The organism is Blochmannia endosymbiont of Camponotus pudorosus, assembly GCF_059934925.1.
The window spans coordinates 198,129-223,414 of the sequence record NZ_CP011793.1 but is presented as its reverse complement, the minus strand read 5'-3'; the positions used below and the strand labels follow the sequence as shown (position 1 = coordinate 223,414).

Sequence of the window (25,286 nt, the reverse complement as noted above, 5' to 3'; positions counted from 1 at the left end):
AACTCTATATACTTTAGAACATGTATTCTTTTATCTTTTAAAAATAGTCAATATACATATGCATAAAATAAATGATGGGGGAAGGATTTGAACCTTCGAAGTCTATGACGGCAGATTTACAGTCTGCTCCCTTTAGCCACTCGGGAACCCCATCATATTTTTCATCTTAAACAAAAAATGCCGGCAAAAGGATTTGAACCTTTGACCTACTGATTACAAATCAGTTGCTCTTCCTTCTGAGCTACACCGGCACTAAACAATCTATTACATATGCAGTACGCAATATAATAATACCTAATCAAAAAAAAATCAACTCAAATCAAAAATCTACACTTTACTGCATATTTAATTTAAATATTAATTTAATAAATAAATTATATCAAAATGAATAACAGTATTTTCTATAAAACATATCATAAACATAAATAACATGCTTCAATAAGCAATTATTCATAAAATCTTTTACAAGATACATAAAAACTACAAAAAAATTAACCCATATCACACTACATCTCTATAATATAATTTAATTTTCATATTAATAACTCTCTATTAAATTTTAATCATAACTAAAATGTAATTAATAACATGATTAAAAAGAATAATATTGTTTATATTAAAATTTCTATAATAAAATTTCTTCATACAAAATATTATTATTACTACAATAACTGAATAGACATATTCTCCTTTAAATATGAGTCAATAATACCTAATTTATCCATTATTAACAAAGATCCATTTACATCTATTCCTAAAACAACACCACATTTTACTACACTATCTTCTATTAATAACGCCACTGGTCTATTATATAAATAATCTAAAATTTGAGAATAATAATGAAATAATATATGATTTTTATGTTCAAAATATTTTAATGTTCTTCTCAACTCATTAACTAAATTAATTACTAAAATATTTCGATCTAGATAAACATTGATATCTTTTAGAGCAATCCAACTTTTACTAATTCTAATTTTTAATTTAGTGCTTAAAGAAATAGATATATTAATTCCTATTCCTATTATTAAATGAGATATATTTCTACTTTTTGTTATAACTTCAATTAAAATACCAGCCAATTTCTTATTACTCACATACAAATCATTAGGCCATTTAATTTTTATTTGAGATATCCCCATTCCTTTTAAGACCTTTGCTACAACAAAACTAACTATTAAACTTAATTCAATTGTGGTAAATAATTTTCGATATAATTTCCAATAAATAGACAAACAGACACTCTGTCTATTGGGAGTAATCCATAAATTACCTCGTCTTCCTCGTCCCTTAGTTTGATGCTCTGTTACAAAAACATCCCCAGATTTTACATATTTTAAATTATCTATAATATATTGACTTGTAGAATGGATTACATCTAATACTACTAGCCTTCCTTCTAATAATTGAGCTAAAATCTTTTCTTCATCTAAACTTGGTTCAAATAAAGAAAAACAACAATCTTTATTATACTTAACACAGTCAAAATCCATATAATGCATTACTCAAACAAAAATCGATATATCAAATTAATACTAACACCATCAGATATAACATTATAAATAAATATCATTTTATATTTAAAATAAATATAAGCATTTAATTTTCAAAGATTTTTTTCAAATCAATTTCTCCATGTTGTCCAATCAATCTCACTTCAGGTTGTAAAAAAATATTAAATTTCATTGCAACTTTGTTGTATACATAATATGCTAATTTTGCTATTTCTATTCCAGTAGCTTTCTGTCTATTATTGATTAATACTACAGCATTTTTATAATAAACTGAAGCTTCTCCTAATACATAACCTTTTAATTTGCAAGTTTCAATCAGCCATCCAGCTAATAATTTTAGTTTTCCATTTTGTTGTCGGTAATATGGAATATGTGGGTATTTTTTAAATAAAGTAAATGCTGAACGCTCATCTACTATTGGATTCTTAAAAAAACTTCCAGCGTTACCGCAAAATGTAGGATTAGGTAACTTTTTATTTCTTATCAAAATAATAGCACTTAAAATTTCTAATGGAGTAACCATGCTTATGCCAAAACAATGTAATCTAAGATAACACAAAACAGGTTTCCAATGTTTATTTAATCTTAATCCCACAAATAATATCGCATATTTATATAAATTCACTTTAAAAATACTTTCTCTATATTGAAAACAACATTCATGACAACTAAAACGTTTTTTTCTACCTTGCTCTAATTCTAACACATCTACATATTCACACACCTGAGAAAACTCAACTCCATATGCTCCAATATTGTGAATGGGAGCCGCTCCAACATATCCTGGAATACACACTAAATTTTCTAAACCAAGTATATTATTACTAACAGTATACATTACTAATTCATTCCATTTTTCTCCAGCTCCAACATGTAATTTCCATTCTATTTTATTTTCAGAAATTACAATGCCTTTTATTCTATTTAATAACACAGTACCTTTATAATCTTCTACAAATAAAACATTGCTTCCTCCTCCTAAAATAAGAGGATATTCTCCAATATTGCGACTTTTTTTCCAGAAATTTAATAACGAATGCTCATTATCTACTACAACTACTCGGTTAGCGCATGCATTAACTGAAAAAGTATTTAATAACTTTATTTGTACACAATTTTTCATATTATTTTATAAAATATAAAATTATTCAAAATACTACCAATATGATTATATTGTCTGAATTTTATTGTATAAACAAACCATTTTTATATAAAATATCACAACTATATAATTTAAAAAATAAAACAAAAACATTTTCCTATCATTTTAAAGTCATTTAAAAAACTTTCAGAACTGACTTTTATTTCTTAATTATTACACATAAATGTTTTAATTCTATATTCTTCAAATAATTTTTTTCATTTTCAACTCTTATCTTGAAAAAATACAATCTCATTATGTTTAACATCTAAAATAATTTTTTTACCTGGTAATAAATCTTCAGCTAATATTTTTTGAGACAAGGGATTTTCAACATATTGCTGTATAATTCGTTTTAATGGACGTGCTCCATATATCGAATTGAAACCAATCTTAGATAAAAATAATAAAGCTTCTTCAGTAACATAAGTATTAGGATATCCTTTTTCTTCTAATCTGCTATATAATCGTTTTAATTGAATATTTGCAATTTCAATAATATGCTCAATACTAAGTGGGTGAAAAACTACAATTTCATCGATTCTATTAACAAATTCTGGTCTAAAATATTGATTCACTACATCTATCACCATTCTTCTCATTGCACTATAATTCAATGATTTAAATTTCTTTTGAATTAAATCTGACCCCAAATTAGAAGTCATAATTACAACAGTATTACTAAAATTAATCGTTCTACCCTGACTATCAGTTAATCTCCCATCATCTAAAACTTGTAATAAAATGTTAAAAATATCTGAATGTGCTTTTTCAATCTCATCTAATAAAATTATAGAGTAAGGTCGACGACGCACTGATTCAGTCAAATAACCTCCAGTTTCATACCCTATATAACCAGGAGGAGCACCTAACAATTTTGATACAGAATGTTTTTCCATAAATTCAGACATATCTACTCGTATCATAGCTGTATCAGTATCAAAAAGAAAATAAGATAATGCTTTGCATAATTCAGTTTTCCCAACACCTGTTGGCCCTAAAAACATAAAGGAACCTATAGGTCGTTTAGGATCAGATAAACCAGAGCGATTTCGTCGTATTGCATTAGAAATTGCTTGAACTGCATCATTTTGCCCTATAACTAAATTATGTAAAATTTTTTCCATATTTAATAACTTATATTTTTCATTAGTTAATATCCGAGATACAGGAATTCCAGTCCATTTAGATAAAACTTCAGCAATTTCTGTTTCAGAAACATAATTACGTATAAGATTTATTTTTTCACTATTCGACTGCATTATACTTGACAATTTTTTTTCTAATTCCGGTATTCTTCCGTATTGTAATTCAGACATTTTAGCTAAATCTCCAACACGACGAGCTTGCTCTAATAAAGTTTTAGTTTTTTCTAAATCAGATTTTATATTTTGAACATCAGACAAAGATTTTTTTTCACGTTTCCATTCTGATTCAAAATGAGCATATTCATCTTCTTTCTGAAGTAATTCTTTCTTTAATATTTTCAGACGATTTTTACTCAATTCATCTGATTCTTTTTGCAATGCTTGTTTCTCTAATTTTAACTGTATAATACGACGACCTAATCTATCTAAATTTTCTGGTTTAGAATCAATTTGTATACGAATGCTAGAAGCTGCCTCATCAATCAAATCAATAGCTTTATCTGGTAATTGACGATCAGAAATATACCTTTTAGACAAAGTTGCTGCAGCCACTATTGCAGGATCAGTAATATGAACATTATGATGTAATTCATAACGTTCTTTTAATCCACGAAGAATAGCTATTGTATCTTTAATATTAGGCTCACCAATAAATATCTTTTGAAACCTCCTTTCTAAAGCAGCATCTTTTTCAATATATCTGCTATATTCATCAAGTGTCGTTGCTCCGACACAATGCAATTCTCCCCTTGCTAATTTTGGTTTAATCATATTACTTGCATCCATTGCTCCATCAGTTTTACCTGCTCCTACCATTACATGTAATTCGTCAATAAATAAAATAATATTACTACTTTCATTAGATAGAGCATTCAATACTTTTTTAAAACGATCTTCAAATTCCCCACGATATTTTGTTCCAGCCAATAATGCAGCAATATCTAATGATAATATTCTATTATTTTTTAATCCATCTGGAACCTCTCCATTAACAATACGTTGCGCTAATCCCTCTACAATAGCTGTTTTTCCTACTCCTGGATTTCCTACAAGAACAGGATTATTTTTTGTTCTCCTTTGCAGAACTTGAATTGTACGTCTAATCTCCTCGTCTCTACCAATGACTGGATCTAATTTACCTTGTTCAGCAAATTGTGTTACATCTACAGTAAAATTTTTTAATATCTGTTGCAATCGTTTCATATTATCATCACTATACATAAAGTGATTTTCTCGAATTAATTTGATCGATTTCTTTAAATTTTCCTCAGTAATGCCAGACTTTTTTAATATATCACTTAAAATATCCATAGATATCATAGAAGCTAATACAAAAATAACTGAAGAAATAACGGTATCATTATACTTTTGAGCTAATTTATCACATAAATTTAATACTTTTATTAAACTATTAGAACACTGCACATCCCCGCCAATACCTTCTACTTTAGGTAAATTACCGCATGCTTGCATTACTAATTTAGTTAATACATCTACATTAGCTTTTGAGTATTGTAATAATTTATATATTGATTCATTTTTTTCTTTTAAAAAAGCATGCATTACATGCACAGGCTCTACAAACTGATTATCTTGACCTAATGCAATTGATTGAGCATCAGATAATGCTAATTGAAAATCATGAGTAAAACTATCTAATCTCATAAATTATAATTTCCTACAGTAATTAAATTTAATAATAACATTTAATACAAATAATTCATCTTATATATAATATATTATACATCATTCATTTCTATAGATACTACTTAAAATAATTTTTAATATATAAATTAAACAGATTTTACAATGTTCTCAAAACACTAATTAATTTTGTCATATCCTTAGGTAACGGAGCACTCCATTGCATTTTTTGATTAGTAATCGGATGCAATAACTTTAATCTATATGAATGTAAAGCTTGTCTATTAAAATTATTCAAATAAGTACTTAACTTACTAGCAATACCCATATTCATAACAAAAGATTTTTTTAATCTCATTCCATATTTTGGATCCCCTACTAACGGATGATTAATATAAGCCATATGCACCCTAATCTGATGAGTTCGTCCTGTTTCTAATAATACTCTTATTCTACTACATGCACCACTACCAAAAGATTCTATAACAAAGTAACGAGTAATGGCTGGTTTTCCAGAAGAATGAACAGTCATACAAGTTCGATTAATGGTATGTCTTCGGATTGGTCTATCTACAGTTCCTGTATTATAAAAAAAACTTCCAAAAACTATTGCATCATACTCTTTTATTACTTTCTTCATTTTAAACGATTTTAATAAATTATCATATGCGAAACAAGTTTTAGCTATTATCATTAAACCTGTTGTATCTTTATCTAATCGTTGAACTATTCCTGCTCGATTTGATACTTTTAAAATTGACGGATATCGATATAATAACGCATTCAATATAGTATTCTGATGATTTTTAGTGCCAGGATGCACTACCATATTACTTGATTTATTGATTACTAAAATATCATTATCTTCATATACTACATTTAATGGAATGTTTTGAGGAATAATAATATTATTGTGACATATAATATTATCATCTATATTATTAATTTCAATCATTTCTCCAAAAATCACTTTCTTTTTAGGAAAAATAGAAACTTGATTATTAATCATTACTTTTTTATTAATAATCCAACGTTTTATTTGGGAACGAGAATATTGAGGTAAAAGCTCAGACAGCACCCAATCCAATCGTTTTCCTGAATAAGCTGTTTGCACAATTATAGGTTTAATTGTTATATTATTGTATGTTTTTTCCACCATATATTATTTCAATAATTACAATATAAGTGTTTAAATTATTATGCATAAATATATTTTACTAATTATCAATATCAATAACAATAATCAACATGCTACAACAAAATACATTCAAACAATCATAACATTATTAATACTAATACTTATAACTATTTTATTTAATACATTTGATTCAGCATTAGCGTCCTATCATCAAACAACACGTTGGAATTCTTACCATCTTTACAAATCTGCTCATCATAAACTGCTAAACAATAATTATACAGGGAGCATCCAAGAATTACTACGTTTAAACAATTTGCATCCATTTGAACCTTATCCGCAACAAATTTATTTAGATTTAATTTATGCATATTATAAATTACATGATTTTCAATCAGCAAATAATTTTATTCAACGTTTCTTACATTCATATCCTAATCATAAGCATTTAGATTATATTTTATACATGCAAGGTTTAATTAATATGAACTTGGATAAAAATAACTTTTATTTTTTCGGTAAATATTTTCATATAAATTGGTTCGATCGAAATCCAATTTATGCAAATATCGCATTTAATAGTTTTTCAAAACTCATTCAAAATTATCCTAATAGCAAATATTATGTAGATACTTATAAGCGCTTAATCATCTTAAAAAATAGGATAGCTAATTATGAATTAGCTATTATTAAATTTTACAACAAAAAAAATGCTTATATATCAGTAATTATACGATCAGAAAAAATGTTACGTTATTATCCGGACACTCTATCGACTTACAAAGCATTAAATTATATGAAACGAGCGTATCAAAAAATACTCTTAACAGATCAAGCAAACATCATAGATAAACTCATTTCTGAAAACAAATAATATATTTTTATTCAGATTTAAGCATAATATAAAATTATATATATGTATAATGTATATATATTAAAATAATACTTATATATATTACTATTAATAGTAATATATATAAGTCAGTATTTATAACAAAAAAAAATCAATCATGATTAAAAATAAATCAACCACAACACATATAGCCTTTCTAGGTCCAAAAGGATCATACTCTCATATTGCTGCTATGAAATATGCACATCATTATTTCGATAATAAATTTATAGAATGTAGTTGTCAAAATTTCAGTGATATTTTTCATTTAGTAGAAAATCAAAAAGCTGAATACGGAATTTTACCTATCGAAAATTCTAACTCAGGATTAATTGAAGAAGTATGTGATTTATTATTAAAAACTCACCTGATCTTAATTGAAGACATCACCATTCCTATACAACACCACATATTAGTAAACAACACTCAATCTTCCTTAAATGAAATTAAAACTATATATAGTCACCCGCAACCTGTACAACAATGCAGTAAATTCCTAAAAAAAATTTCAAATTTAAAAATTACATTTTGTAAAAGCAGCTCTATTGCCATAAAAAAAGTAGCTCTTTTAAATCAACCTAACATAGCTGCCTTGGGCTCCGCACAAGGAGGAAATTTTTACGGACTAAAACCTCTATTATTGCCACCACAGCAAATTATTTCTAATCACCCTTATAATTCTACTCGATTTATTATATTAAAAAATACAAAACTCTCAATCATTAATACATATCCAACACTTAAAAAAATTATGCTCATCATTTCTATTAAACACAATCTAGAAAAATTATACCATATATTAAAAATATTAAAATATTATAATATCGGGATCAATTTTTTAAGATTATGCAAATTATTTTATAAAAACTCAGAAAACATGATCATTATTGAAATCATCACACACATGCACTATTTGCACATCCATCAAGTATTAATGAAAATCAAAAGAATTTCTAATTCACTAAAAATACTAGGATTCTATTCAAGTAAAACACCTACATAAAATTTAATTATATTAAAATGTAATAATTAATTAAAATACTACATTATATAAAATATAATTTTTTATTTTAAATAATAATATGCATATAAATTATATGATATTGTTATTATAACAATTTACTTTTTTAAATCATTAATTAGTTGTAATAATTTATAACTATCTTTAAAAAAGATATCAGAATGAATCCCTAACCAATTCTTAATTTTATTAAATCCCTTTATGAATTCTATTTTATTGTTTTGTTCTAACCATATTAATATTTGTCCTAATCTTCTATAATAACGTTTAATTAAAACAATATTATCTTTAGAGTCCATAATAATATTTGCATATAACTGAGGATCTTGATGAAACAATCTACCTATTGTTATTAACTCCAATTGAAATACCGGAGAAGAAAAAGATAAAATTTTATCCATGTCAACATTTTCTTTAAATAAATGATATCCAGTAGAAAAAGTAATTAAATGACATAAACTTTGAATAAAACTCATATATTTATCATGTTCTTTAGGATCACAATAATATAATTTTGCACCCCATAACTGTAATTGCTTTAATAACCATTGATATGACTCAGGATAACGGCCTTCACAACAAATAATAACTTGTTTTATCATATTTTCATTATCTGGAGCAAACATAGGATGCAAGCCTAATACTGGACCACTATGCATATCTAAAATAGTTTTTAAAGATATTGCTTTAATAGAAGATAAATCTATCATTACACAATCTTCAGGTAAAGGAGGTAATTTATTAACTATTTTACCTATCAAATGCATAGGCACACTAATAAATATAGCTCCAACATTAGCTAATATAGACTCTGCATTTATCCAATCATCTTGATCTAATATTTTAACATGATATCCTGATAAAGTTAGCATTTTAAAAAAAAACTGCCCCATGCGCCCTTTACCCCCAATTATCACAATAGAACGAAAATTTGGATATAACTTTTTAAATCCTTTCTCACTTTCATTAGAATAAGATTCTCGCATAATTCGACGTAATATATCCTCAATTACATCAGGAGAAACACCCAATTTTATTGCTTCTTTTCTTCTGCAAAATACAATTTTTTCTTCTCTTTCTGCATCATAAATAAATAATCCAAAACGACTTTTTATTTCACCCACTTGAGAAACTAAAGAAAATCGCTTAGATAATAATTTAATTAAATCTTTATCTATTTTATCAATTTCATTTCTTAAAAAATCCAGTTTTTTTTCTATCATGCCGTTTAGGATCCCGCTAAACGATTAATAAGAATTGGTTTTAATTCCTTATATAAAAAATATAATAGTTCTTGAGTTTTTTCCCAGCTTATACAAGCATCAGTTACAGATATGCCATATTGTATAGAAGAAAGATTATTAAAATTTAAAGCTTGACTCCCAGAATAAAGATAACTTTCTAACATTAATCCAACAATAGAACAATTACCAAGCTTTATTTGATTAACTACAGAATTAACTACATCAATCTGTTTACTACAATCTTTGTTGGAGTTACCATGACTGCAATCAATAACTAATGCTAATGGTAGACCTATTTCTGCTATTTTCTGCTCACAACAAACAATATTTTCTGGATAATAGTTTGGACGTATTCCTCCTCTTAAAATTATATGACTATTAACATTGCCCTTAGTATTTAGTATACATGCCTGTCCCAATTGATTAATACTAACATAACTATGAGAAATAGTTGATGCTTGTACTGCATTAATAGCATGATAAATATTACCATCAGTACTATTTTTAAAACCTACTGATGATTGAAACCCAGAAGCTATCTCTCTATGAATTTGGGATTCTGAAGTTCTAGCTCCTATGGATACCCAACTAAAAAGTTCCCCAATGTATTGCGGAAAAATTGGATTTAATACTTCAGTAGCTAAAGGTAATCCTATCTCAACTAATTTTAATAACAAATGACGTGATATTTTTAATCCAGATTCTATATCATAAGAACCATTCATATACGGATCATTAATTAAACCCTTCCATCCAGCAACAGTACGAGGTTTTTCTAAATATACACGCATCACTATATATAATTGATCCTTTAATTTTTCTGATAAAATTTTTAATTTATTAGCATAATCAAGAGCGGCATGAGTATCATTGACTGAACAAGGACCACATATAACTAATAAACGAGAATCTCTTTTATGTATGATATTATTAATAATATTTTGAGATTGTTCAATAGTATATTGATCAGCTTTATTTAAAGGAAATTGTAATTTTAATTGCTTAGGTGTAATTATTGATTGAATATTACAATACTGTAATTTTTTTTGATTATTTTTTTGCATACTACTACCTTGATAAAAAATATTATAATCCAAGAAATAAATAAGATTTATAATATTAAAATTATGTAATATATATCTGTACTATAATTTATTTATAATACCAATGTTAGTATTGTAAATAAATTATTATTAATAGATTAATTAGTCATTAGATAGGTAAAATTAATCTATTTGTAAATTAAAAAATCGACAATTTTTATATCTCAATATAAATAGTAAAAATATAAAGTACTTATAATATAAATATCATGAAAAATATGTTTAATATTTAAAATTTTTTATATTTTTATATGATAATTTTACTTAAAACACCTACTTTTTTTAAGACTCTACATTAACATAAAACAATATCCATTATATAAAATATAATGATTTGTTCATATAAACAAATAAAATCAATAATATAACTCAATAAATTAATTAAAATAAATAACGAGTTTTAATTTTAGCAGATTTCCCTTGCAGATTACGTAGATAATAAAGTTTTGCTTTACGAACCATCCCTAATTTTTTAACTTTAATATCTTTAATAATAGGAGAATATGTTTGAAATACTCGTTCTACTCCTTCTCCACTAGTAATTTTTCTTACAGTAAAAGTAGAATGCAATCCTCTATTTTTAATTGCAATTACTATTCCTTCAAATATTTGAAAACGCTTTTTGTTTCCTTCTTCAATAACCCATAATTTTACTTCTACTACATCTCCAGAATGAAATTGTGGTATATCTTTTTTTAACTGATTCGATTCGAATTTTTTTATTATTTCATACATACAACATTTCCTTTTTTATTTATTACTTAACGAAAACAAATATTCATCTTTGAATTCCATTAATAAATTTTGTTCTTCTTTGCTAAGTTTTGATTTTTTTAACAAATCCGGTCTTTTCAACCAAGTCGCACCTAAGGATTGTTTTAATTTCCAACGAAAGATATCATAATGATTCCCAGATAATAATACTGATGGCACCCTCATTCCTTCAAAAATTTCTGGACGAGTATAATGTGGACAATCTAATCTATTTCTTAAAAAAGAATCTGATATTTTTGATTCTTGATTATTTAAAGTACCAGGTAAAACCCGAGCTATAGCATCTATCAATACCATAGCTGCTAATTCTCCTCCACTTAAAATATAATCTCCTATAGACCATTCTTCATCAATTTTTATTTTTATTATCCTTTCATCAATACCTTGATATCGTCCACACACTAAAATTAAAGCTTGATTATTCTTAGCTAATCTACGCACACATTTTTGATTTAACTTTTTACCTTGTGGAGAAAGATAAATTACCTTAGTATCTTGCCCTAATTCATACTGAGCTGAATCAATAGCTTCTTTTAAAGGTTTACTGGACATTAACATACCAGGCCCTCCTCCGTAAGGATAATCATCTACTTTTTTATATGAATTTTCTGTAAATACTCTAGGATTCCATAACTTTAAAGAAATTATACCATCACGTAACGATCTTCCTATTACACCGTAATGTGCGATAGAACGACACATTTCTGGAAACAAAGTAATAATTCCAAACAACATAATAATAATTACTCAATATTATTGTTATTGTATTTTTTAAAAATGATATATCTGCCAATCAACAGTAATAATTCTATCAACTATATTTACATCTGTAATAAATTTATTTTCAATAAAAGGAATAAGATAGCAATCTGTTTGTCTATAACAATTAGAATTAATCTTAATCACTAATACATCATGAACAACAGCTTCTATAATACGAACAACATTTCCTAAATATTCCCCATCAATATTAATGACTTTACAACCTACTATGTCCTTCCAATAATACCCATCTTCTTGATTCAATACAGGAAGATTTTTAGAATCTATCATTAAATCACATTGAGTTAATGACATCGCGATCTCTCTATTTGAAATATCAAAAATTTTAGCTATATAACTTTTATTGATAAATTCCCAACACTCTAATTTCATTAATTTCCATTTTGATTTCAAAAAGATAAACCATGGATTATATTTAAAAATATCATCAATTTTTTCTGTAAATGAAATAATTTTTACCCAACCCCGAACCCCATACACTCCTCCTATCTTTCCTATAATAATCGGATCATCAGGTGGCTTATATATTAAATTATTTTTCATAAATTACAATATTTACTATACAGTTAGTTATGTACACCAAATACTATCATAGTGCTAATCTTTTTAATTTTTTTATTAATTTATCAACACGATTTGAAGGACTAGCTCCTTGACTTATCCAATATCGAACTCTATCTAAATCAATATATAACTTTTTAGATGTATTTAATTCAAATGGATTAAAAAAACCAACACGCTCTATAAAATACCCATCACGTGAATTCCGACTGTCAGTGACAACAACATAATAAAAAGGTTTTTTTTTAAATCCTCCACGAGATAATCTAATTCGAACCATAAATATACCTTAATTTATTTTAATACTACAATGAAAAACAACAATCTACCATATTCTTATGTCTTCTTCTAAATTTTATTTTTAATAAAAATTGTACAAACAAACCAATATATATTGGTTTATAATATGAAATCACTTATATCAATGCCTACAAAAACAAAACAAATAAATATATTGATCTCATATAGCAAAATTTATAGCTAATTATTTCAGCATATAAACAATACGCAACAATCAAAACTATTTCAGATTCATTATATTAGATTTATTTTGATATATTCTGTAAAACAACAAACATTGATTGGTTTCTTATTATTAATAACCCCATTTTATAAGAAACATAATGTATCAATTATATATAAAAATAAATCAATTTTTAAATTTACTATTTAAACAAAATTTAAATATATTGTAATACCACATAAATATTTCATTTTTTATTCATAAAACTAATTAATTTTTCCTAAACCATTCCTATACTTAAAATTTTTTCTGTATCATCAAAATAATTAATAATCTTCAATTTTACTCATACTATATACTATAATATAAATAAACATATATTTAAAACAATCAATAAATAAACACACTTCATTACATTGAAAATTATTAACACTATTACATATCCTATATAAATTAAATACTATATATTAAATGAAGTTATTGATTCATCTTTAATATTTTATAAATAAATCAATACTGTTCCATAAAAAACATCTACATAATTTTTAAATGAAAATATATAAACAATATATAATAAAATTTGAAATACAACACATGATTATTAATAATATGCAAATACAATAATAATAACTGTATTTAATGAATACAATCTAATATATACACCCGAGAGGATTTGAACCCCCGACCTCTCGGTTCGTAGCCGAGTGCTCTATCCATCTGAGCTACGGGTGTAATATCAGCTCTAATTTATCAAAATACATATATAAAATACAATAACAATTTACTTATAAAACAGTGAGAGAGGGATTCGAACCCTCGATACGATATTTAATCATATACTCCCTTAGCAGGGGAGTGCCTTCAGCCACTCGGCCATCTCACTGATATTATCTTTAATTTTTATTAATCAATTATTTTGATACCAAGTAAAACATATTGCTACAAATATATACCATTATTATATCATTACAAATGATGTCATTATATAATAATAATTAATTAGAAAATATAAAAACTGTTAATTAAAAATTATATATTTAATTTAAAAATTAATTTACTTTAACACGAAGTATGCTTTGTTTTTTCATCTTGAATCTTTCGATAAATTTCTTCTCTATGTATAGAAATTTTTTTAGGAGCATTAACACCAATGCGAATTTGATTTCCTTTCACTCCTAATACAGTTACTGTAATTTCATCCCCAATAATTAAAGTTTCACCAACTCGACGAGTGAGAATAAGCATTCTTTACTCCTTCCTTGAAAATTAATAACAATAAACCTTAAGAGTTTCAAGTATACCACATATATGTATACAACACTCTTCTCCTCTTAATATCATTAAATATATTTTTTATAAAAACACATCAATATAATTAATTTCTTTCTTTCTACTATATTTTAAATTTTTTATTATTATAAAAGTCATGTAATAATACCTTTATATACGTTATAAATTCAGATTTATTTATTATATTGTTAATATAAGCTCGAGCAAAATCAGATCTACCACCACCTTTCCCTCCAAATTTTTGAGTAATACAATACACTAAATCTGAAGAATTTACACGATTAAATTCAAGTAAATCCTTAGTTGTACTCACTATTAAATAGATTGAATTATTTGTTCTAAAATTAACTAATACAATTACTCCTGATTTCAAATAATTCTTAATATGCCCTAACATATTAGACATGACTTCCAACTCTACATTTTCAATTTGTTTCACTAATACTGGAATATTCTTAATATAAAAAACATTATCATGTATTGAAGATAAAACTTTTTGAATCTCCTGTTTATTCTTAAATACCTTTACCTCTTTTTCTAATTTATTAGAATATAATTTAATATTATTTATTTTATTCAATAAATGATCATCATCAGTATTTATCGTTTGCGCAATATCTCGAATTAACATTCTTTTGCATTGTATCATAAATAACGCTGCATTCTTAGTTATTGCTTCTATACGTCTTATACCTGATCCTACACCTAATTCTTTAATAATAATAAATAATCCTATTTCTCCTGTATTACTAACATGAGTTCCAGCACACAATTCATTAGAAAAATCTCCTATCCGTATAATACGTACCTTTTTATTATACTGTTTTTCTGATAACATTATAATATTAGTATCGTCATATACTGATTCTATTGGCATTATCTCTTCTTTTACAACTAAATTATACCAAATTTGTTCATTTATAAGACTTTCCACTGCATTTATTTGTTTCGATGACATAACTTCATAATGTGAAAAATCAAAACGTAAATATTTATCACTTATTAAAGATCCTTTTTGAGCAACATGAGATCCTAAAATTTTTAACAATGCTGCGTGTAATAGATGTGTAGATGAATGATTTAAACAAAGTAATTTTCTTTTTAATTCATTAACTTGTGCAAAAACTTGTTCTCCAATATTAATAGTCCCGCTTTTTAATATTCCTATATGTACTGTAATATTTCCATATTTTTTAGTATTTTTAACTTTAAAAATTCCGCCAGATTCTGTTTTTAAATAACCACAATCTCCTATCTGTCCTCCTGATTGTCCATAAAAAGGAGTAACATCTAAAATCACCATACTCTCCACATTCGAAGTAACTAATTCAACTAATTCATTATTTTGAAACAATGCAACAACTTTAGATTGATAAGTAAGATTATTATACCCTACAAAAATGCTACTTATATTAATTGGTATTATAGTGTTAATAGGTGTCACACAAAAACGATTTAACTGCTTCGACTGTTTCTTTTCTTCTGACATAAGACGATCAAATTCTAATTCATCAACTCGTATATTATATCCGGAACAAATATCTTTAGTTAAATCTAGTGGGAATCCATAGGTGGAATATAATTGAAAAGCTACCTTACCACTTAAAGTTTTGTTGTTTGTTTTTAATTCTTCTAAAGATTTAGATAATAATTTTAATCCCTTATTTAAAGTATTTTCAAATAACTTTTCCTCATTAAATAATACTTTCTCTATTAAATCTACTTGATCATTTAAAATATTAGTAACATACTTCATACAAGTAACTAGAGGTATTACTAATTTATAAAAAAATATACCATTTACTCCTAATTTTCTTCCATGAAGCACAGCTCTACGAATAATACGACGCAACACATAACCACGACCTTCATTATCAGGAATAACTCCATCTTTAATTAAAAAAGCACAAGCACGAATATGATCAGCTATTACATACAATGATCTACTAGTAGTAGATATCTTAATTTTCATTATTTTGGAAATAGCAGTAATTAAATTTTTAAATACATCAATCAAATAATTACTATATACGCCCTGTAATATAGAGGTAATACGTTCTAATCCCATACCTGTATCTACAGATAACGTAGATAAAGATTCTAAATGCCCATTTAACTTCTGATTATATTGCATAAATACCAAATTCCAAATTTCAACATACCTTTCTCCAGATTCCGTAATATTATTAGGAGGTATACCTGAAAAATTATCACCTAAATCATAAAAAATTTCTGAACAAGGACCACATGGCCCAATATTACCCATTTGCCAAAAATTATTAGAATCATAAAAATTGCCATTTTTTTTACCAATTTTAACAATACGATTCTTTGAGATACCAATATGTTTTGTCCAAATATTATAGGATTCATCATCATGAATATGTGTGGTAATCCAAATTTTATCCTTAGATAAAGCAAACCAATTTGAGTCAGTTAGTAATTCCCAAGCAAATTCAATAGCATTATCCTTAAAATAATCTCCAAAACTAAAATTTCCTAACATTTCAAAAAATGTCAAATGCCTTTCAGTATAACCAACATTATCTAAATCGTTATGTTTTCCTCCAACACGAATGCAACGTTGCGCAGTAACAGCGCGTTTCAACAATGGTTTTTCTATGCCTAAAAAAATATTTTTAAACTGATTCATTCCTGAATTCGTAAATAACAATGTTTGATCATTTTCAGGTATTAAGGAACTACTAATAACAACTTGATGTTCTTTTTTTTGAAAAAAATTTAAAAATTCTTGACGTACATCACCAATACTTTTATACATACATATTCCATCAAACACTATTTATATTCGTAATTTAATATTACATTAAAAAATTAACACCACATAATAAATAACATTACTTTATTCATTATAAATAATTCTATTACTATTATTAAAATTGATATTTTATCATCCTGATATAATAATTCCTTCTTATCTTTAATGAGACTACTACATATACTATATATGTGTTTTCTTTATTATATTAATATTCAGGAGAGATAAAAAATAAAGGATTAACGGATTTTCCTTTATATCTAATCTCAAAATGTAATTTTACTTCATTTGTTCCACTATATCCCATAGTAGCAATTTGCTCCCCTGTTTTTACTTGTTGTTTTTCAATAACTAACACTCTATTATTATGAGCATAAGCGCTTAAGTAATTATCATTATGCTTGATAATTATTAGATTGCCATAGCCTTTTAATATATTTCCTACATACATTACTTTTCCTGTATTTGCAGCTAATACAGGTTGATCAAATACTCCAGATATATCAATTCCTTTATTACCTCCCTCACAATCAGAAAAATTGTTAATTATTTTACCTAAAGTAGGCCAACCCCAACAACAGGGAAATATGGTTTTTTCATCAGATTTTTTAAAATAATTCATTACATATTCCATGATATTAAAACTACATATTTTAAGACTCATAATTAAAAATGATAAATCTTTTTTTTTAATTTCATTTTTAATATATCGAAATGATGCTTTAATAATGTTTTGTTTAACTTTTATAGATTGACCTACTTTCAACATATGAATATTACTAATATTATTTTTTTTTGCTAAATCTAAATAATTATTCCCAGTTATCCAAGCTATATAAAATAAAGTATCTCCAGGTTTTATTGTATATGAAATTTTTTTATATGATCCATAATTTACATTATTATATTCACGAACAAAACTATGTTTTTCATTTTTATTATATAATTTCCATTGTTCAATATTAGATACATATGTAATACTATTAAACTGCATATAATATGGAATATAAAAATCTAAATTAATATTTAAACCAATATATTTTGCAAAAAAAGTAATCATTAATATCTTGCACGCCATTAAAATTCCATCTAACATATCAAATACTCAGCCCCTATTCCCTTCTAAAAATTAAAAACATTTTTTTACATATGCAAATGAATAATATATTTCTATTGTGATTCTAATATACTTAAATAATTCATGCATTTTATTCAAAATTTAATATAAATCTAAAATTATCCTGATAAATAAAAAATTTTATAATTTGTTGTTATATTTTCATTAAAAAATATAGTCTATATAGCATAAAGATATAAGATAAAAACTTTTATAGCATACAACATCATCATACCACTAATCTACTAGGATGATATGTACACATAAATAAGTTGAAAAACGATTTATTTTAAGATAGCACTTAAAATAAATAAATAGTATGTTTATCTTCTAACTTAACTAGAAAATAAATCATTCAATTATTTCACTCTAAAATAATATATTATTTTTACTATTATTGCTTTTTTAATAAAACTACCGCAGTACAAGCAATACCTTCAGAACGTCCAATACATCCCAAAAATTCTGTAGTAGTAGCTTTTATATTGATATCAGATAATACACAATTTAAATCTTTTGTAAGACAATAGATCATTTGAGGAATATATTTTTTTATTTTAGGTCTTTGTAGGATTATAGTAATATCTATATTTCCTAGTAAATATCCTTGATCAACAATTTTATTCCACACTATACGCAATAAACTTCGACTATTTACATTATCATACTTATTATCGGTATCTGGGAATAATATTCCAATATCTCTATTAGAAGTAGCTCCAAGCAATGCATCTATAACAGCATGCATAACTACATCCCCATCTGAATGAGCTATCAAATTTTTTTCAAAAGGGATAAATACACCTCCAATAATTAAAGGACGACATCCACCAAACCTATGTACATCAAATCCATATCCAATACGCATGTCTTTTAAAATATTTTATTTTTATTATATATTTCAGATAAATAAAATTTAGCTAATTTTAAATCATCTTTATAAGTAACCTTAATATTATCTGACCTACCTCTTACCAAAACAGAAGTATATCCACAATATTCCATAGCTGAAGCTTCATCAGGAACAATTATTTTATTCTTTAAAGCTTTTCTTAAACTTTTTTTTAAAAGATCATAATTAAATAATTGTGGAGTTAAAGAATTCCATAGATTATCCCGATTGACAGTATATTGAATAAAATCAGCATCAATATAAGCCCTCTTTATTGTATTAGAAACAGGAGTTGCTAAAATACCTCCTATCTGAGAAAACTGCGTAATTCTAAATAAACGTAATAAATCCTGACGATGTAAACAAGGTCGAACTGCATCATGTATTACCACCCACATTGTATTTTTTACACATTTTAATCCGGCCATAACAGAGTCAGCTCTAGTTTTTCCGCCAATTACAACACTAATTCTAGAATCATAAGATATAGGTAATTTATTAAACCAATTATCATTATAATTAATAACTACTATACAATGTTTAATATTAGATTGATTTAATAATACACTTATTGAATGTTCAATCAATGTCTTCTTTCTAACAATACAATACTGCTTAGGTGGAAATATATTCATACGCATCCCTACACCTGCTGCAGGAAGAATAGCAGTCATATCTGGAAAATTATTCATTATTATAACCAAACATACGCGTCAACATTAATAATACTTTAAAATTATTAAAGTCATTAAATAATATAAAAATTAATAATCACATTTAATATAATAAAAAATTTCATTTTTTTTAATCATACCTAAATCATATCTTGCGTACTCTTCAATTAATTCATATCCATGAATTAAATTATGAATTTCCAGTAATAATTGATTATTACGAATCTTCATTTGATTGATATTATTAATACCACTATAACATTGACTGTCACCATAAACAGCAATGTAATCTAAAATTCCGTTTTTACCTAACCACAAAGAATATTGTATCCAAATTAATATTATTCCTAATACACAATTATTTATTTTTCTATAACTCATTATTAGTGTAGTCATACCTCATAATCAACTTAAAGACAATATATTATCGTAAAATATTTATTAAATTTAATATGCGTATTTATTTATTAAATAATAAAAATTATCACATACACTTATATAAAAATATCGATATGATTTTTCTATATTATATATAAAAACTAAGGAAAAATTTTTAAAATTACAGTATTAAATAACTGGTTAATTAATTCTTGTATAGCTTTTTCCCCGTCTAAATAAATATCCGGTTGTTCAGGAAATTCATACGGATCGTCCACACCAGTAAAATTCTTTATTTTTCCTTCTTGAACCCGATTATATAAATTTTTAGGATCTCTACTCTTACAAACTTTAATGGGAGTATCAACAAAAATTTCCAAAAAACAATCTCTTAAAAACATATTACGTACTATTTTTCGTTCAGAACGATATGGAGAAATAAACGCGGCTAAAACTACTAATCCAGCATCAAACATTAACCAAGCCACTTCTCCTGCTCTACGTATATTTTCACATCTATCCCGATAATTAAATGATAAATCACTACATAAACCATACCTAATATTATCTCCATCTAAAATATAAGTACTTACTCCATTATAATACAATCTTTCTTCTAAAAGAGCAGCTAAAGTTGATTTACCAGACCCTGATAAACCAGTAAACCACAATACCATAGCTCGATGCTTATGTAATTTTTCTTTATTTTTTCTATTAATACGATAAAAATTCCAACTAATATTTCTATTAGTAATATGACTATCATTTTTATTAATCATATCATCAGCATACTCCACCATTATCATATAAATTAAGATAAATCATGAATGTTCCAATGAGGAAAATGAAACCGAATTAATGCATGTAAAGCTAATTCAAATTCACTATATTTTTTATTATATGGTTTAGTTAATTGATGAATTTTAAAATCTTTTACCATTCCTGCTCCAACTGTATCATTACTTAAAATATCAATAAAGATCATACTACCGGTTACCGGATATTGAGAATACTTATCTAATATTACTGGTTCTTCAAATAATAATTCTATTACTCCAATGCCATTATATGATACTTCATCATTTTTTTGATGAGTAAAAGTATGCATATCTACTGTATGATAAATATCTTTTACTCGAACTCTATGAAATTTAGCAGTTATTTTCACATCAAAACATTGATCTTTTTTTAATGCATCTTTTTTCATCCAAATGACATCTACTACTGCACTTTCTATAGAATTTATTTTTTCATTGCCATCAATTAATACATCTCCTTTACTAACATCAATATTATCCGTTAAAGTAATTGTTATTGCTTCTCCTGCTATAGAATTAACTTGATTCTTATTAAAATTAAAAATTTGTTTAATGTAAGAAGTCATATTTGATGGAAATACCCTAATTTGTTGACCTCTATGCACACTTCCAGAAGCAATAGTTCCAGAATACCCTCTAAAATTTGATTTATCACGAATTACATACTGTATTGGCAACCGTAATCTTTGATTGTTAATCTCTTCAATGGAATGAATTTCAATATTATCTAATATATTAAATAACGTAAGTCCATCATACCATTCCATATTTTTCGAAGAAAAAACAACATTATCACCATCTAAAGCAGATATTGGAACAAATTTCATGTCAATATTTGCAGATAAACAATGACCAATCTTTAAACACTTCTCACAAATATCTTGAAATATTTTATGGTCATAATTTACTAAATCCATCTTATTTATTACCACAACCACAGTTCTAATTCCCATTAAAAAACTAATGAACAAATGACGTCTAGTTTGCTTTCGGATTCCTTTACATGCGTCAACTAATAATACAGCTAAATTACTATTAGAAGCACCAGTAACCATATTTCTTGTATATTCTTCATGTCCAGGGGTATCAATAATAATAAATTTACGATTTTTCGAAGAAAAATAACGATATGCAACATCTATAGTAATCCCTTGCATACGTTCTAATTGCAATCCATCTACTAACAAAGATAGATCTATTTTATTTTCATGAACTCCAAATTGATTATTATCTAAATACAGATTATTTAATTGATCGTCATAAATATGCTGAGTATCATGTAATAAACGACCAATCAAAGTACTTTTACCATCATCTACACTACCGCATGTCAAAAATCTCAATAATGTTTTATTTTGTTGGGTATATAAATAATTTTCTATACCTCCACAGTCAATAATTTCTTGTTCTAAAATACTTAACATGATTATCCCTTATTAAAAATAACCTTGACGTTTTTTTATTTCCATCGATCCAGTCTGATCAAAATCAATAACTCGACCAGAACGCTCACTGTTAGTAGACAATAACATTTCTTTAATAACCATAGAAAGTGTTTCTGCTTGAGATTTTATTGCTCCAGTTAATGGCCAACAACCTAATGTTCGAAATCGAATCATACTATTTTTTATAATTTCTCCAGGTTGCAGAGTAATTCGATCATCATCTACCATAATTAAATTGCCATCTCTATTTAATACAGGCCTACTTTTAGCTAAATATAATGGAACAATATCAATTTTTTCAAAAAAAATATATTGCCAAATATCTAATTCTGTCCAATTAGATAAAGGAAAAACACGAATACTTTCACCTAAATTAATTCTCCCATTATACTTAGACCATAATTCAGGACGTTGATTTTTAGGATTCCAAGAATGAAATTTATCTCTAAAAGAAAAAATTCGCTCTTTAGAGCGAATTTTTTCTTCATCACGACGAGCTCCACCAAAAGCAGCATCAAATCCATATTTGCTCAAAGCTTTTTTTAAGCTTTCTGTTTTCATAATATTTGTATATTTTGCGCTTCCATGAATAAAAGGATCAATACCCATTGATATACCTTCTTGATTTTTATAAATCAGTAAATCCACATCATCAGATTTAGCTATATTATCACGAAAAATATACATATCACGAAACTTCCACCCAGTATCTATGTGTAATAAAGGAAACGGTAATTTAGAACAAGGATAAAATGCTTTTTTCGCTAAATGCAACATTACAGAAGAGTCTTTTCCAATAGAATACAACATAACGGGATTACGAAATTCAGACACTACTTCACGAATAATATAAATACTTTCTGATTCTAATTGATTTAAATAAGTAACACATTTTTGATTTTGCAACATAATGCATAATACCTTTTAATATGTCTTTTAACTAAAAAATTTATTAATACTATAATTTAATTTGTATTTGGTCCAAACCAACTAATTTTTTTATGAAAAGATACAACCTCCCCTATAATTAATAACACTGGTTGTTTTGCTAAAAACATAAGTTTTTCTAATTCTATCAATTTACCTATTAAAACTGTTTGGTCGGTATATGTTCCTCTACTAATTATAGCCACAGGAGTATCGATATGTCTTCCACTGAAAATAAGGTTTTTACTAATATTTAAGATATTAAGTTTTCCCATATATATGACTATAGTGTGATAACTACCTGATAATGCGCTCCAATTAATTTGATAATGATCATCATTCTGCTTATGACCAGTAATAAAAGTAACACTATGAGCATATTTCCGATGAGTCAATGGTATACCAGCGTAAGCTGCTGCTCCAATTGCTGCTGTAATTCCTGGTACTATTTGAAATTTAATACCAGCTTTAGATATTGCTTGTAATTCCTCTCCTCCACGACCAAATATAAATGAATCCCCTCCTTTTAATCTAACGACACTATTACCCTTTCGTGCTAATTGAATTATAAAATCGTTTAAGTGTTCTTGAGAAATTGAATGTTTATTTGCAGATTTTCCAACATAAATTTTATCTGCATCTCTACGTGCTAAATCTAAAATATCTGGATTAACTAAATTATCATATAATATAATATCTGCCTGTTGAAGAACTTGTAATCCTCGAATAGTCAATAATTCCTTATCCCCTGGCCCAGCTCCTACTAAAGATACGCTCCCTTGTTTCTTTATATTCTTCAATTTGTTTAATTTAATAGTATTCTGTATAATACGATTAGCTTGATCAAACTTCTTTTTATTTATCAGCAATAAAACTTGACCACTATAAAATAAATTTTCCCAAAACTGCCGCCTACATGATACATTTTTAATATACTTTTTTACCTTATTACGCCATATACCTGCTAATGCTGATAAATGTCCAATAGATACAGGTATTAGCGACTCTAATTTTTCTCTCAACATACGAACTAATATAGGAGCTGTACCACAAGAAGAAATACTTATTATGATTGGAGAACGATCAACAATAGCCGGAAAAATACAAGAACATTTAGACTGATCATCTACAGTATTAATTAAAATATGACGTTTTTCAGCATGCTTAAAGATTATAGTATTCAATAAAGTATTATTTGTTGCTACAATAATTAAAAACACATCATCTAACATAGAAGGTTGAAATATTTTACCAATCCAAATTATTTTTTTAGAAAATAAAACTCTTTTCAAATTAGGACACAATGTATGCGCTACAATATGGATAATTGCTCCTACCCTTTGTAACATTTGTATTTTTCGAAAAGCAACTACACCCCCTCCGACTACTAAGACGGATTTATTATTTAAATCAATAAATAATGGTAAATATTTCACAAAATTATGTTTAATAAAAACAACATGAATAATAATTACAAATCTCTTTTTTAAAAAAATTATATTTTAACTATTCTAGTTATCCTATAAACAAAAGATTT

Annotated in this window: 22 protein-coding genes and 4 tRNA genes; 2 read left to right on the top strand and 24 right to left on the bottom strand. The window is 26.1% G+C overall.

All coding sequences use genetic code 11. The annotated features are described in order from the left end of the window. Positions 1-72 precede the first annotated feature (72 nt). The 6 genes from Bpudo544_RS00945 to rluD all read right to left on the bottom strand — a co-directional run bounded on the left by Bpudo544_RS00945 (position 73) and on the right by rluD (position 6,609). Positions 73-154 (bottom strand) — tRNA-Tyr (locus Bpudo544_RS00945). Positions 155-178: 24 nt separating this feature from the next. Then, positions 179-251 (bottom strand) — tRNA-Thr (locus Bpudo544_RS00940). Between the two features lie 411 nt (positions 252-662). Then, positions 663-1,496 (bottom strand): biotin--[acetyl-CoA-carboxylase] ligase, encoded by an 834-nt coding sequence (locus Bpudo544_RS00935; RefSeq protein ID WP_500825486.1) that lies wholly within the window; start codon positions 1,494-1,496, stop codon positions 663-665. Positions 1,497-1,602: 106 nt separating this feature from the next. After that, on the bottom strand, positions 1,603-2,640 hold the full coding sequence (murB, locus tag Bpudo544_RS00930; RefSeq protein WP_500825485.1) for a UDP-N-acetylmuramate dehydrogenase: 1,038 nt from the start codon (positions 2,638-2,640) through the stop codon (positions 1,603-1,605). A gap of 242 nt (positions 2,641-2,882) precedes the next feature. Beyond that, positions 2,883-5,471, bottom strand: coding sequence for an ATP-dependent chaperone ClpB (gene clpB, locus Bpudo544_RS00925; RefSeq protein WP_500825484.1), 2,589 nt, complete (start codon positions 5,469-5,471; stop codon positions 2,883-2,885). 139 nt (positions 5,472-5,610) lie between these two features. Then, positions 5,611-6,609: a 23S rRNA pseudouridine(1911/1915/1917) synthase RluD gene (rluD, locus tag Bpudo544_RS00920; protein WP_500825483.1), complete on the bottom strand. Its 999-nt coding sequence runs from the start codon at positions 6,607-6,609 to the stop codon at positions 5,611-5,613. A 40-nt stretch (positions 6,610-6,649) separates the two neighbouring features. On the opposite strand from rluD, the gene bamD reads away from it, so the two are divergent. Then, positions 6,650-7,462, top strand: a complete 813-nt coding sequence (gene bamD / locus Bpudo544_RS00915) for an outer membrane protein assembly factor BamD (protein ID WP_500825482.1) — start codon at positions 6,650-6,652, stop codon at positions 7,460-7,462. A gap of 136 nt (positions 7,463-7,598) precedes the next feature. Then, positions 7,599-8,483, top strand: coding sequence for a prephenate dehydratase domain-containing protein (locus Bpudo544_RS00910; RefSeq protein ID WP_500825481.1), 885 nt, complete (start codon positions 7,599-7,601; stop codon positions 8,481-8,483). 116 nt (positions 8,484-8,599) lie between these two features. Here Bpudo544_RS00910 and tyrA read toward each other — a convergent pair whose 3' ends face one another. The 18 genes from tyrA to cysG all read right to left on the bottom strand — a co-directional run bounded on the left by tyrA (position 8,600) and on the right by cysG (position 25,185). Beyond that, positions 8,600-9,721 carry a bifunctional chorismate mutase/prephenate dehydrogenase gene (tyrA, locus tag Bpudo544_RS00905; RefSeq protein WP_500825610.1) on the bottom strand — a complete coding sequence of 374 codons (1,122 nt, stop codon included), beginning with the start codon at positions 9,719-9,721 and terminating at the stop codon, positions 8,600-8,602. A gap of 8 nt (positions 9,722-9,729) precedes the next feature. Next, positions 9,730-10,809: a 3-deoxy-7-phosphoheptulonate synthase gene (locus tag Bpudo544_RS00900; RefSeq protein WP_500825480.1), complete on the bottom strand. Its 1,080-nt coding sequence runs from the start codon at positions 10,807-10,809 to the stop codon at positions 9,730-9,732. A 420-nt stretch (positions 10,810-11,229) separates the two neighbouring features. Further along, the gene (rplS, locus tag Bpudo544_RS00895; RefSeq protein WP_500825479.1) at positions 11,230-11,583 is read right to left on the bottom strand and encodes a 50S ribosomal protein L19; all 354 of its coding nucleotides are present in this window, start codon (positions 11,581-11,583) and stop codon (positions 11,230-11,232) included. Positions 11,584-11,598: 15 nt separating this feature from the next. Beyond that, the gene (gene trmD / locus Bpudo544_RS00890; protein ID WP_500825478.1) at positions 11,599-12,357 is read right to left on the bottom strand and encodes a tRNA (guanosine(37)-N1)-methyltransferase TrmD; all 759 of its coding nucleotides are present in this window, start codon (positions 12,355-12,357) and stop codon (positions 11,599-11,601) included. A 36-nt stretch (positions 12,358-12,393) separates the two neighbouring features. Next, positions 12,394-12,948: a ribosome maturation factor RimM gene (gene rimM / locus Bpudo544_RS00885; protein WP_500825477.1), complete on the bottom strand. Its 555-nt coding sequence runs from the start codon at positions 12,946-12,948 to the stop codon at positions 12,394-12,396. A 46-nt stretch (positions 12,949-12,994) separates the two neighbouring features. Then, the gene (gene rpsP / locus Bpudo544_RS00880) at positions 12,995-13,246 is read right to left on the bottom strand and encodes a 30S ribosomal protein S16 (RefSeq protein WP_500825476.1); all 252 of its coding nucleotides are present in this window, start codon (positions 13,244-13,246) and stop codon (positions 12,995-12,997) included. A gap of 841 nt (positions 13,247-14,087) precedes the next feature. Continuing rightward, positions 14,088-14,161: transfer RNA gene (locus tag Bpudo544_RS00875), tRNA-Arg, on the bottom strand. Positions 14,162-14,222: 61 nt separating this feature from the next. Further along, positions 14,223-14,312, bottom strand: a tRNA-Ser gene (locus Bpudo544_RS00870). Positions 14,313-14,488: 176 nt separating this feature from the next. Then, positions 14,489-14,674 carry a carbon storage regulator CsrA gene (csrA, locus tag Bpudo544_RS00865; protein WP_500825475.1) on the bottom strand — a complete coding sequence of 62 codons (186 nt, stop codon included), beginning with the start codon at positions 14,672-14,674 and terminating at the stop codon, positions 14,489-14,491. Between the two features lie 148 nt (positions 14,675-14,822). Then, positions 14,823-17,501 (bottom strand): alanine--tRNA ligase, encoded by a 2,679-nt coding sequence (gene alaS / locus Bpudo544_RS00860; protein ID WP_500825474.1) that lies wholly within the window; start codon positions 17,499-17,501, stop codon positions 14,823-14,825. 205 nt (positions 17,502-17,706) lie between these two features. Next, positions 17,707-18,594, bottom strand: coding sequence for a peptidoglycan DD-metalloendopeptidase family protein (locus Bpudo544_RS00855; protein ID WP_500825473.1), 888 nt, complete (start codon positions 18,592-18,594; stop codon positions 17,707-17,709). Positions 18,595-19,009: 415 nt separating this feature from the next. Further along, a complete protein-coding gene (gene ispF, locus Bpudo544_RS00850; RefSeq protein ID WP_500825472.1) occupies positions 19,010-19,483 on the bottom strand; it encodes a 2-C-methyl-D-erythritol 2,4-cyclodiphosphate synthase in 474 nt (157 codons plus the stop codon). A gap of 5 nt (positions 19,484-19,488) precedes the next feature. Further along, complete coding sequence (gene ispD, locus Bpudo544_RS00845) at positions 19,489-20,205, bottom strand: 2-C-methyl-D-erythritol 4-phosphate cytidylyltransferase (RefSeq protein WP_500825609.1); 717 nt, start codon at positions 20,203-20,205, stop codon at positions 19,489-19,491. 66 nt (positions 20,206-20,271) lie between these two features. After that, positions 20,272-20,562, bottom strand: coding sequence for a septum formation initiator family protein (locus Bpudo544_RS00840; RefSeq protein WP_500825471.1), 291 nt, complete (start codon positions 20,560-20,562; stop codon positions 20,272-20,274). Between the two features lie 158 nt (positions 20,563-20,720). Next, complete coding sequence (gene cysC, locus Bpudo544_RS00835) at positions 20,721-21,359, bottom strand: adenylyl-sulfate kinase (RefSeq protein WP_500825470.1); 639 nt, start codon at positions 21,357-21,359, stop codon at positions 20,721-20,723. A gap of 11 nt (positions 21,360-21,370) precedes the next feature. After that, on the bottom strand, positions 21,371-22,801 hold the full coding sequence (gene cysN / locus Bpudo544_RS00830; RefSeq protein ID WP_500825469.1) for a sulfate adenylyltransferase subunit CysN: 1,431 nt from the start codon (positions 22,799-22,801) through the stop codon (positions 21,371-21,373). 12 nt (positions 22,802-22,813) lie between these two features. Next, positions 22,814-23,731: a sulfate adenylyltransferase subunit CysD gene (gene cysD, locus Bpudo544_RS00825; RefSeq protein WP_500825468.1), complete on the bottom strand. Its 918-nt coding sequence runs from the start codon at positions 23,729-23,731 to the stop codon at positions 22,814-22,816. A gap of 56 nt (positions 23,732-23,787) precedes the next feature. Next, on the bottom strand, positions 23,788-25,185 hold the full coding sequence (gene cysG, locus Bpudo544_RS00820; RefSeq protein ID WP_500825467.1) for a siroheme synthase CysG: 1,398 nt from the start codon (positions 25,183-25,185) through the stop codon (positions 23,788-23,790). Between the last annotated feature and the right edge of the window lie 101 nt (positions 25,186-25,286).